Origin of the sequence: Stenotrophomonas indicatrix, assembly GCA_041545745.1 — a bacterium.
Classification (GTDB): domain Bacteria; phylum Pseudomonadota; class Gammaproteobacteria; order Xanthomonadales; family Xanthomonadaceae; genus Stenotrophomonas; species Stenotrophomonas indicatrix_A.
The window spans coordinates 4,452,691-4,465,420 of sequence record CP168152.1 but is presented as its reverse complement, the minus strand read 5'-3'; the positions used below and the strand labels follow the sequence as shown (position 1 = coordinate 4,465,420).

The 12,730-nt window shown below is 65.8% G+C and carries 13 protein-coding genes; 8 read left to right on the top strand and 5 right to left on the bottom strand.

All coding sequences use genetic code 11. From position 1 onward, the window contains the following. Positions 1-56 precede the first annotated feature (56 nt). From ACEF39_RS20355 to ACEF39_RS20345, 3 genes are all read left to right on the top strand, one after another. Positions 57-206, top strand: coding sequence for a hypothetical protein (locus ACEF39_RS20355; RefSeq protein WP_500286390.1), 150 nt, complete (start codon positions 57-59; stop codon positions 204-206). 102 nt (positions 207-308) lie between these two features. Further along, positions 309-713 (top strand): hypothetical protein, encoded by a 405-nt coding sequence (locus tag ACEF39_RS20350; protein ID WP_500286389.1) that lies wholly within the window; start codon positions 309-311, stop codon positions 711-713. A 1-nt stretch (position 714) separates the two neighbouring features. After that, positions 715-2,469 (top strand): ATP-binding response regulator, encoded by a 1,755-nt coding sequence (locus ACEF39_RS20345; protein ID WP_500286388.1) that lies wholly within the window; start codon positions 715-717, stop codon positions 2,467-2,469. Positions 2,470-2,504: 35 nt separating this feature from the next. On the opposite strand, the gene dkgB is transcribed toward ACEF39_RS20345, so the two are convergent. Then, entirely contained in the window at positions 2,505-3,314 is an 810-nt protein-coding gene (gene dkgB / locus ACEF39_RS20340; protein ID WP_500286387.1) for a 2,5-didehydrogluconate reductase DkgB, read from the bottom strand. Between the two features lie 85 nt (positions 3,315-3,399). Continuing rightward, positions 3,400-4,614 (bottom strand): MFS transporter, encoded by a 1,215-nt coding sequence (locus tag ACEF39_RS20335; protein WP_089237714.1) that lies wholly within the window; start codon positions 4,612-4,614, stop codon positions 3,400-3,402. Positions 4,615-4,719: 105 nt separating this feature from the next. Between ACEF39_RS20335 and ACEF39_RS20330 the strand changes: the two genes are divergently transcribed. After that, complete coding sequence (locus tag ACEF39_RS20330; RefSeq protein WP_500286386.1) at positions 4,720-5,622, top strand: LysR substrate-binding domain-containing protein; 903 nt, start codon at positions 4,720-4,722, stop codon at positions 5,620-5,622. A gap of 88 nt (positions 5,623-5,710) precedes the next feature. Here the strand turns inward: ACEF39_RS20330 and ACEF39_RS20325 are convergent, their stop codons facing one another. Then, positions 5,711-7,831 (bottom strand): methyl-accepting chemotaxis protein, encoded by a 2,121-nt coding sequence (locus ACEF39_RS20325; RefSeq protein WP_500286385.1) that lies wholly within the window; start codon positions 7,829-7,831, stop codon positions 5,711-5,713. A 183-nt stretch (positions 7,832-8,014) separates the two neighbouring features. On the opposite strand from ACEF39_RS20325, the gene ACEF39_RS20320 reads away from it, so the two are divergent. Together ACEF39_RS20320 and ACEF39_RS20315 are read left to right on the top strand one after the other, a co-directional pair. Further along, positions 8,015-8,470 (top strand): Rrf2 family transcriptional regulator, encoded by a 456-nt coding sequence (locus ACEF39_RS20320; protein ID WP_500286384.1) that lies wholly within the window; start codon positions 8,015-8,017, stop codon positions 8,468-8,470. Then, the gene (locus tag ACEF39_RS20315; protein WP_500286383.1) at positions 8,460-9,365 is read left to right on the top strand and encodes an NAD(P)/FAD-dependent oxidoreductase; all 906 of its coding nucleotides are present in this window, start codon (positions 8,460-8,462) and stop codon (positions 9,363-9,365) included. The genes ACEF39_RS20320 and ACEF39_RS20315 overlap by 11 nt, the downstream gene beginning before the upstream one ends. A 66-nt stretch (positions 9,366-9,431) precedes the next feature. Here the strand turns inward: ACEF39_RS20315 and ACEF39_RS20310 are convergent, their stop codons facing one another. Further along, positions 9,432-10,388, bottom strand: a complete 957-nt coding sequence (locus ACEF39_RS20310; RefSeq protein WP_500286382.1) for an aldo/keto reductase — start codon at positions 10,386-10,388, stop codon at positions 9,432-9,434. A 169-nt stretch (positions 10,389-10,557) separates the two neighbouring features. On the opposite strand from ACEF39_RS20310, the gene ACEF39_RS20305 reads away from it, so the two are divergent. Together ACEF39_RS20305 and ACEF39_RS20300 are read left to right on the top strand one after the other, a co-directional pair. Beyond that, entirely contained in the window at positions 10,558-11,415 is an 858-nt protein-coding gene (locus tag ACEF39_RS20305) for a class I SAM-dependent methyltransferase (RefSeq protein ID WP_500286381.1), read from the top strand. Between the two features lie 80 nt (positions 11,416-11,495). After that, the gene (locus tag ACEF39_RS20300) at positions 11,496-12,035 is read left to right on the top strand and encodes a pseudouridine synthase (RefSeq protein ID WP_180165013.1); all 540 of its coding nucleotides are present in this window, start codon (positions 11,496-11,498) and stop codon (positions 12,033-12,035) included. 93 nt (positions 12,036-12,128) lie between these two features. Here ACEF39_RS20300 and ACEF39_RS20295 read toward each other — a convergent pair whose 3' ends face one another. Beyond that, positions 12,129-12,518, bottom strand: a complete 390-nt coding sequence (locus tag ACEF39_RS20295; RefSeq protein ID WP_025877588.1) for a hypothetical protein — start codon at positions 12,516-12,518, stop codon at positions 12,129-12,131. Positions 12,519-12,730: the final 212 nt, after the last annotated feature.

The following is a 12,730-nucleotide window of genomic DNA, read 5'->3' as shown; positions in this document are numbered from 1 at the left end:
GCACCTCCGCTGGCAATTTGAACGTAGTCCGATGGCGCTAGCGCATCGGTGTGCGCATGCTTGATGCCATGGATCTGATGCGGCTGTCACATTGGCTGAGGGTGCTGATCATTCTGGCCGGCGTGCTGCTCGCAATCGGCCTCGGTTACTGGCTTGGCCAGTGGTTTCCGGGCATTTCCCGGCAGATACACGAACGAATGCGATAGCCGAGCAGTCCCGAGGCCTGTCGCAAATGACGGTGTCGCGGACCGCTCTGGACTGATGTGAGTGAGATGTAGCTATGCCATTCGCGACTTGGGAGAGACTCAATGGAGCAGACGATCCAAAGGGCAGGGCAATGTCCGCGGATGTGCAGCGATGCGACACCTGAAATAGGTGAGCAAGCCATGCTGCGGTTGGTGGCGAGGGTTGCGCCGGATCAGCTGGGGGCGTTCATTGCGAGCATTGATGAGGCAATTTCCTGTTGGATAGCCGAGACCGCGGCGGGACTGGGGTGCGACACCGAAGCCGCCATCGTCCGGGTGCACGCCCTGAAGAGTGTCACTGCTGCACTGGGCAGTTCCGTGATTGCCCATGCCTGCGATGAGCTGAGCGAAACGCTGCGCATGGGCGCGCCGATGGAATCGATCGCGCCTCGTTGTTGTGCTGTGGCCGGCGCCGCACAGCGCCTTCTGCGCCGCCATCATGTATCTCTGCGCCTGCAAGGAGACTGAGATGCCATATTCGGACACTCCCTTCGCAAACGCTGAACCCACTGCGTTGCTTCGCGCCGCACGGTCGCTGGGAATGCATCGCCTTTGTCTGCTGCTGTCCTGCCTGCAGGAGCCGCGCGCAAGCTGGATAAGGGTGCTGTTGCAGGCTCTGGTCGTACTCTGGTGCTATCTCTGGACGAAGGGGCCACAACCTGTTCTTGTGAACGAGGCGGTGCATGTACTACCCGCGTCCATCGTGCTGTTTGCGGTCGCCTGCGCATGGGCGCTGTGGATCAACCGCTTCCCGGATCGAGGCACGCAGTGGCGTGATGCAGCAGGCCTGGTACTCAGCCTGGTGATGATCGGCGCGCAGGTCGCACCTGCGTTCATCCTGCTGATGGCGCTGAACGCGATCCTGCCCTTCCTGGTGATCGCTGCAACGGCCATCTACGGACGCAGAGCGATTGTGCCGGCAATCGCTGCCACGACGATCGCACTGCTGTCGGCCGCTCCGGATGGTTACTGGATCTCTCGTCCTGCCTACCTTGCCTACGCGCTGTGCTTGACCATTCTGTTGCCCGCCGTGGTCGCTGCGATGGTGGCCGCGATGCGGGACATCGCGCTGAAGGCCGTCGCGTCACGCAGCGCGCAGGGGCGCTTCGTCGGCGCCATGAGCCATGAACTGCGTACGCCGCTGAACGCGATCATCAACGGTATCCAGTTGATGGAGGTTGATGACATCGCGCAGGCCCAGCGCCGCGCATTGGACGTTGTTGCAAAGAACGCCCGTGCGCTCCGTAACCGTATCGACGACGTACTTGATGTAGCCAGTATTGATGGCGGAGCGCTCCAGCTTCGTTCGGAGGCTTGCTCACTGGCGTCCATTCTCGATGCGATGCTGGCCAGCTGCGAACCCTGCGCCGCCGACAAAGGGGTCGTTCTTCGTGTCGATGGGGATACCAGCGCCATCTGGATGCTGGCCGATGCTGGCCGGATCGAGCAGGTCATCACCAATCTGGTTGGCAATGCCATCAAGTTCAGTCCGATGGGCAGCCAGGCAGATGTTGCCGTGCGGGCTGTGCGTAGCGGTTCGAACTGGGATGTGCGTATTGCAGTATCTGATTCGGGCAACGGAATCGATGAAAAGGATCGTGCTTCGATCTTTTCGCCCTTCGTCCAGCTCAGTGAAGGCGAGGCTCGTTGCGAGCAGGGCGTTGGGCTGGGCCTCTACATTGTGCGCTGGATATCGGACGCCATGAACGGATCGGTCGAGGTCGGCCGCAGCGTGTCGGGTGGCGGACTCTTCGTGTGGCGCTTCACGGTGCCTGTCGCCGAAGAGGCACCAGCGGCACCTTCACTGGACCGGTTGCTGCAGGATCATTCGGCCTCTGTGAGGTCTCTGCATTGCCTGTTGTTCGAGGACGTGGAGACCAATCGACAGGTGGTCGAGAAGCTGCTGGATTGCGCCGGACATCGCATCAGTTGTCGGGGTGATGGACGTGAGGCGCAGGAGGCAATTGAAGCGCTGGCGCCTGATGTCGTGCTGCTGGATCTGCACATGCCCGGTTGCAGCGGCTGGGAGGTGTTGGAGATGATCGGGCAGTTGCCTGCTCCACCGCCTGTCCTGGTGATGAGTGCGGATACCCGCGTGCAGGTGATCGAGCGGGCGCAGGCCTTGGGCGCAGCCGGATTCCTGTGCAAGCCCCTGGAGGTGCAGGAGGTTCTGAACAATCTGCGCGATGTTGCGAGCGGCGCCGCGCCGTGCACCGCCCTGTAGAGAGCCGAGCGTGGGCTCGGCTCTACAACATCAGATCAATCCCAAGCCGGCGCAATGCCTTCCGGATTGGCCAGGCGATGGCCGCGGTCCAGCTTGGCGATCTGGGCCATGTCGTCCTCGGTCAGGCGGATCGCTGCCGCTTCCAGGTTGCTGGCCAGGTTCTCGCGCTTGGTCGACGACGGAATGACCGCGTAGTCCTGCTGCAGCGCCCACGCCAGTGCGATCTGTGCCGGGCTGGCCTGATGGCGGCCGGCGATGGCCTGGATCACCGGGTCCTTGGTCACCTCGCCATAGGCCAGGCTCATGTACGCGGTGACGTGGATGCCGTTGTCCTGCAGGAACTTCACTAGCAGGCGGTTCTGCAGGTACGGGTGGATCTCTACCTGGTTGGTGGCGATCGCATCGGCACCGAGGATCTCAATCGCCTTGCGGGTCTGGGCGATGGTGAAGTTGGAGATGCCAATCTCGCGGGTCAGCCCCTGCGCCTTGGCTTCAGCCAGCGCGGTCAGGTACTCCTCCATCGGCGTATCGACCTTGTCGTTCGGCGACGGCCAGTGGATCAGCGCCAGGTCGACATGGTCGGTGCGCAGCTTTCCCAGGCTGGTGCGCAGGCTCGCCAGCAGTGCGTCGCGCTTGAACTCGGTGATCCACACCTTGGTGGTCAGGTAGATCTCGTCACGCGGCACGCCGGACTCGGCGATGGCCTGGCCGACCTCGGCTTCGTTGCCGTAGATCTGCGCGGTGTCGATGGCGCGGTAGCCGACGTCCAGTGCGTTGCGCACCGAGTCGATCACGGTCTGGTCTTTCAGGCGGAAGGTGCCAAGGCCGAAAGCGGGGACAGTCATGGGGAACTCCAAAGCGGGGGAAGGAGGTGATTGCAGAGGGTAGGGCAGGGGCCGTGTGCATGCCGGCAACGGTGCATTGCGCTCATCAATGCGCCGCCACCGTGATGCCCTCGGCGCGATCATCGATGCCGTCGCGACGGTCCAGGCGGCCGCTCAGTACGGTCAGGCCATACGCGCCGACCACCACCAGCGCACCCAGCCACGGCGTATGCATCAGGCCGATGTGCTCGACCACCAGGCCGCCCAGCGACGCACCCAGTGCGATGCCAATGTTGAAGGCGGCGATGTTCAGGCCCGAGGCCACATCGGTGGCCTGCGGTGCGTAGCGCTGTGCCTGCTTGACTACATACACCTGCAGGCCGGGCACGTTGCCGAATGCCACTGCGCCCAATGCCAGTACGGTCAGCAGCATCAGCCAGGTGTTGTGGGCGGTGAAGGTCATCACCAGCAGCACCACGGCCAGCAGCGCGAAGATGCGCTTCAGCGCGGGCACCGGACCCATGCGGTCGGCCATGCGGCCACCCCACAGGTTGCCGATCGCCACCGACACGCCATACACCAGCAGCACCAGGCTGACCGCGTTGGCCGAGAAGCCGGTGACGTCCTGCAGGATCGGCGTCAGGTAGGTGAAGGACAGGAACGTGCCGCCGTAGCCGAGTGCGGTGATGGCGTAGACCATCAGCAGGCGCGGCTGCGCAAGCACGCCCAGCTGCTGGCGGAAGGTGGCCGGCGCGCTCTGTGCCAGGCCGCGCGGCACGAACAGCAGCGCGCCCAGCAGCGCGATCACGCCCAGCCCGGCCACGGCCAGGAACGTAGCGCGCCAGCCCAGGTGCTGGCCGATGAAGGTGCCCAGCGGTACGCCGGTCACCAGTGCCACGGTCAAGCCGGTGAACATGATGGCGATGGCACTGGCGGCCTTCTCCTTCGGCACCACCGCGGTGGCGATGATCGAGCCGATCGAGAAGAACACGCCGTGGGCCAGGCCGGTGAGGATGCGGGCGACGATCAGCGAGGTGTAACCCGGTGCCATCCACGCGATGACGTTGCCGAGGGTGAACAGCACCATCAGCGCCACCAGCAACGTCTTGCGCGGCACACGGCCGGTGAGCGCGGTCAGCACCGGTGCGCCGACGGCCACGCCGAGGGCATACAGGGAGACCAGCAGACCCGCCGACGGCAGGCTGACCTGCAGGTCGGCGGCGATGGTCGGGATCAGGCCGACGATGACGAACTCGGTGGTGCCGATGGCAAAGGCGCCGAGGGTCAGCGCCAGCAGGGCGAGCGGAATGCCACGGATCATGACAGTGTCCAGAGGGAAGGAAGGCGCGCAGTGTGCGCGGCCGACCTTTGCCGAAAAACCGGTCTTCACGCCAATCACTCTTGCCTGGTGGTCAATAATGACGGCATGAAAACCACCCTCGACGAAATGCAGGCCTTCCTGGCGGTGATCGACAGCGGTTCGATCAGCGCCGCCGCCGAGCAGCTGGGGCAGACGCCTTCAGGCGTGAGCCGCGCGCTGGGCAGGCTGGAGGACAAGCTGGGCACGACCCTGCTGACCCGTACCACCCGCCGCCTGCACCTGACCGCCGAGGGCGAGGCCTACCTGCGCCATGCCCGGGCGATCATCGATGCGGTGGAATCGGCCGAGGAACAGATGGCTGCGCGGCGCGAACGTCCGGCTGGCCGGCTGCGGGTGGATGCGGCGATGCCGTTCGTGCTGCACGTGATCGCGCCGTTGGTGGCCGGCTACCGCGCGCGCTACCCGGAGGTGCAGCTGGAGTTGAACAGTTCCGAGCGCTACATCGACCTGCTGGAGCGGCGTACCGACCTGGCGATCCGCATCGGCCCGCTGGCCGATTCCACCCTGCATGCACGGCCGCTGGGGCGCTGCCGGCTGCAGCTGCTGGCCAGCCTGGGCTATCTGGCCGCGCACGGGGAGCCGACCAGCGTGGCGGCATTGGGTCAGCACACGCTGCTGGGGTTCAACGAGCCGGAGTCATTGAACCGCTGGCCACTGCCGGGCGATGCCGATGGGCAGCTGCTGGTGCGCCCGGATATCGCGGTGTCCAGCGGCGAGACCCTGCGCACGCTGGCGGTGGAGGGCGTGGGCATCACCTGCCTGTCCGACTTCGTGACCGAACGTGATCGTGCGGCCGGCACGTTGGTGCCGGTGCTGGCCGCACAGACGCTGGATGTGTACCAGCCGATCCACGCGGTGTACTACCGCAACACGGCCGTATCGGCGCGTATCAGCTCGTTCCTGGATTACCTGGGTGAAGCGATGGCTGCATCGGATTACCTGCGCTGATGCATTGTGTGGGTTGCCGGCCAGCGGCCGGCACTACCCGTATGCATATTGCCCGGTAGTGCCGGCCGCTGGCCGGCACACGACACAATCACGCCGCGTGCGCCAAGGCACCCTTCGCTGCCGTCGCGGCTCCCAGATCGAACACATCCACCGAGTCGATCAAGCGGTTCGCCTGCTGTTCCAGGCTGCGCGCCGCCGCACTCGCTTCTTCCACCAGCGCAGCATTCTGCTGGGTGGTGCCGTCCATCTGGATGATGGTCTGGCTGACCTGCTCGATGCCGGCCGACTGCTCCTGCGAGGCAGCCGAAATCTCAGCCATGATGTCGGTCACGCGCTGCACCGAAGCGACGATCTCAGCCATGGTGTCGCCGGCCTGGCGCACACGCTGCGCACCGTGGCCCACCTGTTCCACCGACGCCTCGATCAGCGATTTGATTTCCTTGGCCGCTGCCGCCGACCGCTGCGCGAGCGTACGCACTTCACTGGCGACCACCGCGAAGCCGCGGCCCTGCTCACCGGCACGCGCCGCTTCCACCGCCGCATTCAACGCCAGGATGTTGGTCTGGAATGCGATGCCGTCTATCACACTGATGATGTCGGCGATCTGCCGCGACGAGCCTTCGATCGCATCCATCGTCGCCACGACCTGGCCGACCACTTCACCACCATGCGAGGCCACGCTGTGCGCACCGATCGCCAGCTGGTTGGCCTGCCGCGCATGCTCGGCGTTCTGGCGCACCGTAGAGGTCAGTTCTTCCATCGACGCGGCGGTTTCTTCCAGGTTCGCCGCCTGCTGTTCGGTGCGGCGTGACAGGTCGTTGTTGCCGGCGGCAATCTCGGCGGCGGCGGTGTGGATGTTGCCCGAGGCGTGCTTGATGTCGGTGACGATCGTGGCCAGTTGTGCCGCCGTGGTGTTGGCATCGCCGGCAATGCGGGCGAACACGCCCTGGAAATCGCCGTGCATGCGTGCACCCAGGCGGCCATCGGCAATGGCACGCAGCATCGTCGAGACGTCGCCGAGGTTGTATTCGGTGGTCTGCATCAACCGGTTCAGGCCCTCGACCATCGCGCGGAAATCATGCTCGAAGCGCGCGCTGTCGCCGCGCTGGCTGAAGTCGCCTGCGGCAGCGGCTTCGGCCAGGCGGCGGATCTCGCCGTTGATCGCACCGAGGTTGGATTTGACCGCATCCAGCGCTTGGGTGATCACGGCTTTTTCGCCCGGCAGGCGCTCCATGTCCAGGCTGAGATCGCCCACTGCATAGCGGCCCATGATCGTAATCGCGCGCATTTTCACCTGGATGTGGGCATCGACCAAGGTGTTGGTGTCGGCCACCATCGTGCCGTAGGCGCCGGGGAAGGCGCTGCTATCCATGCGGTGGCTGATCGTGCCTGCGTCGTGTGCCCTGGCCATCGCGGTCTGCGCATCAAGCACACCACGCAGGGTGCTCTGCACGGCCTGCATCGCCTGTGCCAGGCGACCGATCTCGTCGCGGCTGCGCACCTGCACCACGTGGTCGAGGTCGCCGGCGGCGACCGCACGCGCGGCCGCTTCCACCGCCAGCACCGGCTGCACCACGGCGCGCCGCAGCCACCAGCCAAGGGCGATCAGCAGCAGCACGGCGGCGCCGATGGTCAGCGCGGCGCACGCCACCAGCACCTGCCGGGAATCCTGCGAACGCGCCGTCACTGCAGCCTCGGCCACCTCGGTGGCACGCACGCTCAAGGCATCCAGTGCACTGGCCACCGGACGGTCCTTGCCACGCACCAGTGAATCGCCCACCGCAGGGTCGTAGCTGGCGTCAGCGAAGGCCTGCAACGCCGCGTGGTAGTCCTGCTGCAACTGTGCGTGCAGTCCGGAAAACGCTTGAGCCAGTTCCCGCGTGCGCGCATCGGGGCTGGCGGCCAGGCCTTTGGCCAGTTTGGCAACGAGGCGGCCTTCGCTGTCGAAGGCCTGCAGGTGGTGCCGGCGCAACGCGTCATCGTGGCCACGCAGCAGCACGTTCTTCCATTCCTGCACCTGCCCGCGGAACTCACGCTGCAGGCGCTCGGCGTCGCGGCTGTGGGCGACCTCCGGAGGGACTTCGGTGGACAGCTTCAACCAGGCCGACGCCAGGCCCGCCAAGGCGCATATCAGGACAACAGCCAGACCAACAGAAACGGCACCGAGCAGCTTCGACTGCAGCCGCGGCGCATGGGAAGAGGCTTTCATGGGACGAGATCTCGGAAGGGGTGCGATGCGGTATCGACCATCCTTTAGGTCTCTGAAGTGCGATGTTTGTCACATTTCCGTTCTGTTTAACGATGTGAAGAATGTGTTTCATAGGACAAATGTGTCCATATGGAACGAAAGCAGACCCTCGACAGCTGGTTTAAATGTAACTATTGTAGTTACATGAAATCCGCGAACCCCCTTTCCGACGCTCTGCACGTGATGGCCCATCTGGTCGGCCAGCCCGGGCCGCGAACCTCCGAACAGCTGGCCACCTGCCTGCCGACCCATCCGGTGGTGATCCGCCGCCTGCTGGCGCAGATGCACAGGGCCGGCCTGGTCCGCAGCACGCGCGGCCACGGTGGTGGCAGCCAGCTCGCCCGCGATGCGGCGACGATCACCCTGCACGACGTCTACCAGGCCATCGGCGCGCCGCCGATGGTCCAGGTCGGTACCCGCGAAGGCATGGGCGGCTGCCCGATCCAGCAACTGGTCAACCAGGCCCTGCTGGAGAGCGCCCGCGAAGCGCAGCGCCTGCTCGAGCAGCGGCTGCAGGCAACCACCCTCGACCAGCTTGGCGCCGACTTCGCCCGCCATCTTGCCCATCACCGTTCCCTGGAAGCTCACCATGAATCCTGATGTCCTCATCGTCGGCGGCAGCTACGCCGGCATCGCCGCCGGACTGATCCTGGCGCGTGCGCGTCGGCCGGTCACGATCATTGACGCGGGTTCGCCGCGAAACCGCTTCGCCAGCCATTCGCACGGCGTGCTGGGCATGGACGGGATCAGTGGCGCCGAGTTGCTGAAGAACGCGCGCCAGCAGTTGCTGGACTACCCGACCGTGCGCTGGCTGAATGCCGAAGCCGTGCGGGCCACGGCCAGCGCCGATGGTGTGGAGGTGCATACCGCCGACGGCCAGGTGCTGACCGCGCGCAAGCTGCTGCTGGCCACCGGCATCGCCGACCAGCTGCCCGAACTGCCCGGCATCGCCGAACGCTGGGGCAGCACCGTGCTGCATTGCCCGTACTGCCACGGTTACGAAGTGGGCGGCGGTTCGATCGGCCTGCTCGGCGGCCATCCGATGTCGGCCGGCAAGGCGCCGCTGTTCGCCGATTGGGGCAACGTCACCTTCTTCAGCCAGGGCCTGCCGATCAGCGACGAGGAGCTGGCCGCCATGCAGCAGCGCGGCGTGCAGATCGAAACCAGGCCGGTGGTGGGCGTGCACGGCGATCAGCCCACCTGGCTGGAGGTCGAACTGGCCGATGGCCGCCGCATCGCCCAGCGTGCGCTGTTCGTGCCTGCCGGCCAAGCGATGGCCACGCCGCTGGTACAGCAACTGGGCTGCGCGTTGGTGGAAAGTCCGCTGGGCGTGCTGATCGAGGTGGACATGATGAAACAGACCTCGGTGCCGAACGTCCATGCGGCCGGTGATGCGACCACAGTCGGCAACATCACCCTGGCCATGGCCGAAGGGGTGCGCGCGGGTATCGGCGTGCACCACGCGCTGGTCGGCGAAGACAGCCTGCCGCGTTGAGCTGCTGCATCCACGCGTGGCGTGGATCTACTGAATGGTGCCGACGTTGGTCGACACCGTCCTTCCTCAACCTTCCACGCTGGCCGCATCCAGCTGCGCCACGTCCTGCGCGCTCAACGCTACGTTCGCTGCCGCCAGCAGGTCGTGCAGCTGTTCCACACTGGTGGCACTGACAATCGGTGCGGTGATCGACGGCCGTGCGATCTGCCAGGCCAGCGCGATCTGCGCGGCAGTGGCGTTGTGCTTGCTGGCCACGTCATCCAGCGCCTGCAGGATGCGCAGGCCGCGCGGGTTCAGATAGCGCTTGACCACCGTGGCGCCACGCGCGCTGCTCTTGCCGGCATCATCCGGTGTGCGGTACTTGCCACTGAGGAAGCCGCTGGCCAGTGCGTAGTAGTTGATCACGCCGATCTGCTCGCGCTGCACCAGCGGTTCCAGTTCCTTCTCGTAGCCGGCGCGGTCGTACAGGTTGTACTCCGGCTGCAGGGTTTCATAGCGCGGCAGCCCGTAGTCGGTAGAGACCTTCAAGGCATCGGCCAGACGCGTGGCGCTGTAGTTGGACGCACCGATCGCGCGCACCTTGCCCGCCTCGATCAGGCGACCGAACGCAGCCAGGGTGGCTTCCAGCGGCGTGGATTCATCGTCCTCGTGGGCTTGGTACAGATCGATCACATCGGTCTGCAGGCGACGCAGCGAATCTTCCACCGCTGCGTTGATGTTGTCCGGGGTGAGGCCGGGCCGCTCGGCCCATTTGGCCACCTTGGTCGCCAGCACCACCTTGTCACGCTTGCCGCTGCGCACGAACCACTTGCCGAGCAGCGTCTCCGACTCGCCACCCTGGTTGCCCGGCACCCACGCCGAGTACACATCGGCGGTGTCGACCAGGTTGAAGCCGGCATCAACGAAGGCATCCAGCAGGGCGAAGCTGGCTTTCTCATCGGCGCTCCAGCCGAACACATTGCCACCGAAGGCGAGTGGAGCTACATGCAGGCCGGAACGGCCCAGTTCGCGAATTGCCGTCATGGGCACGGACTCCTTGGGGGAAGTCCTTCAGGATAGAGCGCGCTGTGTGACCGCGCTGCGGCGCTGACCACAAAACTGTGTTCCGCGACGCGCACGCGGCTAACGTTTTGTGAACACCTGCGGCGCGGCGGCTGCTAGTCTCGCCGCATCTTCCGCTGGAGTCGCCCCGATGATTGCTGCCTCATCCCTGCGTGGTTGCCGCGTGCTGCTTGCCTCGGCGCTGCTGGTCGCCGTTCCCGCATTCGCTGCACCGGCCACGGTCGCACCGGCAAAGATCCAGGTGTCGCCGGCGATCGATGCGGCGGTGAAGGCCTCGACCCGCGACCCGGCCAACGTCAAGCGTGACGGTTTCCGTCATCCTGCGCAGACGCTGGGCTTCTTCGGCGTGGCGCCGGAGAAGACCGTCATCGAGATCACGCCCGGCAATGGCTGGTACTCGGAAATCCTGGCGCCGCTGCTGCGCGACAAGGGTCATTACATCGCCGCGGTGGTCGATCCGCAGGCCGTGGCGGAAGGTCGTGGCCGCGACTACCAGCAGCGCAGCCGCGACAGCCTGGAAAAGAAGTACGCCGCCGCACCGGCACAGTTCGACAAGACCGCCGTGGTCGCCTACGACCCGGCCAAGCCGGTGTTCGGTGCAGCCAACTCGGTCGATGTGGTGCTGACCTTCCGCAACGTGCACAACTGGCGCAAGGCCGGCCAGGCGCAGGGCATGTTCCAGGGCTTCTTCAACGTGCTCAAGCCGGGCGGCGTGCTCGGCGTGGTCGAGCACCGCGCCAAGGCCGACGTGGCCGACGCTGACGACACCGGTTATGTGGGCCAGCAGCAGGTGATCGCGATGGCCGAGGCCGCCGGTTTCAAGCTGGACGCGCGCACCGAGGTCAATGCCAACCCGCGCGATACCAAGGACCATCCGAATGGCGTCTGGACCCTGCCGCCGACCAACCAGCATGACAAGGCGGACGACGCCAAGTACCAGGCCATCGGTGAAAGCGACCGCATGACCCTGCGTTTCGTGAAGCCGTGACCCGGTAGCGCCGGGCCATGCCCGGCGAGCACGCGGCGTGGCATGGGACAATGCCCTGCCCGCCGCCTGCCGTCCCCGCGATGCTGATTGCCTTCAACAAGCCATTCAACGTGCTCTGCCAGTTCACCGACCGCAGCATGCCGCCGCGGCCTACATTGGCCGGTTTCGGCTTGCCGCCGCGCGTCTACGCTGCCGGCCGCCTCGACCATGACAGCGAAGGCCTGCTGCTGCTGACCGACAACGGCACGCTGGCGCACAAGCTGACCGACCCGAAGCACAAGGCGGACAAGCTCTACTGGGTGCAGGTGGAAGGCACGCCCAGCGACGAGCAGCTGCAGCAGCTGCGCGATGGCGTGGTGCTCAATGATGGTCCGACGCTGCCGGCGAAGATCGAGCGCCTCGATCCCGCGCCTGAGCTGTGGCCCCGCGATCCACCGGTGCGTTTCCGCAAGACGGTGCCCGACAGCTGGCTGGCGATCACGATCCGCGAGGGGCGTAACCGCCAAGTGCGGCGGATGACCGCTGCGGTGAACCTGCCGACGCTGCGGCTGGTACGCGCTGCAATGGGGCCGTACCGGCTGGATGACCTGCAGCCGGGGCAGTGGCGGCAGATAGGCTGAAAGAAAAAAGGCCGGAGGCCTTGCGGCGTCCGACCCTCGTGCAGCGTCATGGGGTCAGAGCCCTTCCTGCGGAAGGCATCCGACCCCGGACAATCAGGCGTCGCTGCCGATATCGCTGTGCTCGTCGACCACGGTGTCATTGCGGCGGTCGCGCGCATTGATGCGCTGGGCCTGGCCGTTCACGACATGGCCATTGGCGGCCTTCTTCTTCTGCTGCTTGCGGTACAGCGCGTAGCCCAGCAGGCCCACGCCCACGGCAGCTGCCGCGATGGTCACCGCCGGATTGCGACGGGCGAACTTGGTGGCGACCTTGCCGCCGGTCTTCACGGCGCCAAGTGCAGCGCCGGTCTTGATCCAGTCGCTGGCCTGCGGGCCGAGGTGACGCAGGCTGCCGCCAGCGCTCTTCAGGCCATCGCCCGCGGTGTGGGCCAGGTCGAGGGCGCGCTCCAGGGCGCGGTCGGTGATTACGGTCAGTTTGCTCATGCGGGGGTGTCCTTGCCTCGGGTCGAAGTCCAGTGTCGCCTGTTGCCCGTAAACGGTATGTCAGTCAGGCGGGCGCGTGGTGTGACTCTACCGCAGCCATTCAGGAACGGGCGGGCTGGGGTCGGATCCCTTTCCGTTGGGAAAGGGCTCTGACCCCGGCGCGCATCCTTGGGGTCAGAGCCCTTTGCCATGCAAAGGGATCCGACCCCGCC

What these genes read in the sequence shown, in the direction of transcription:
- ACEF39_RS20355 (WP_500286390.1), top strand. Translation starts at nt 57, where the DNA reads ATGCTTGATGCCATGGATCTGATGCGGCTGTCACATTGGCTGAGGGTG.
- ACEF39_RS20350 (WP_500286389.1), top strand. Translation starts at nt 309, where the DNA reads ATGGAGCAGACGATCCAAAGGGCAGGGCAATGTCCGCGGATGTGCAGC.
- ACEF39_RS20345 (WP_500286388.1), top strand. Translation starts at nt 715, where the DNA reads ATGCCATATTCGGACACTCCCTTCGCAAACGCTGAACCCACTGCGTTG.
- dkgB (WP_500286387.1), bottom strand. Translation starts at nt 3,314, where the DNA reads ATGACTGTCCCCGCTTTCGGCCTTGGCACCTTCCGCCTGAAAGACCAG.
- ACEF39_RS20335 (WP_089237714.1), bottom strand. Translation starts at nt 4,614, where the DNA reads ATGATCCGTGGCATTCCGCTCGCCCTGCTGGCGCTGACCCTCGGCGCC.
- ACEF39_RS20330 (WP_500286386.1), top strand. Translation starts at nt 4,720, where the DNA reads ATGAAAACCACCCTCGACGAAATGCAGGCCTTCCTGGCGGTGATCGAC.
- ACEF39_RS20325 (WP_500286385.1), bottom strand. Translation starts at nt 7,831, where the DNA reads ATGAAAGCCTCTTCCCATGCGCCGCGGCTGCAGTCGAAGCTGCTCGGT.
- ACEF39_RS20320 (WP_500286384.1), top strand. Translation starts at nt 8,015, where the DNA reads ATGAAATCCGCGAACCCCCTTTCCGACGCTCTGCACGTGATGGCCCAT.
- ACEF39_RS20315 (WP_500286383.1), top strand. Translation starts at nt 8,460, where the DNA reads ATGAATCCTGATGTCCTCATCGTCGGCGGCAGCTACGCCGGCATCGCC.
- ACEF39_RS20310 (WP_500286382.1), bottom strand. Translation starts at nt 10,388, where the DNA reads ATGACGGCAATTCGCGAACTGGGCCGTTCCGGCCTGCATGTAGCTCCA.
- ACEF39_RS20305 (WP_500286381.1), top strand. Translation starts at nt 10,558, where the DNA reads ATGATTGCTGCCTCATCCCTGCGTGGTTGCCGCGTGCTGCTTGCCTCG.
- ACEF39_RS20300 (WP_180165013.1), top strand. Translation starts at nt 11,496, where the DNA reads ATGCTGATTGCCTTCAACAAGCCATTCAACGTGCTCTGCCAGTTCACC.
- ACEF39_RS20295 (WP_025877588.1), bottom strand. Translation starts at nt 12,518, where the DNA reads ATGAGCAAACTGACCGTAATCACCGACCGCGCCCTGGAGCGCGCCCTC.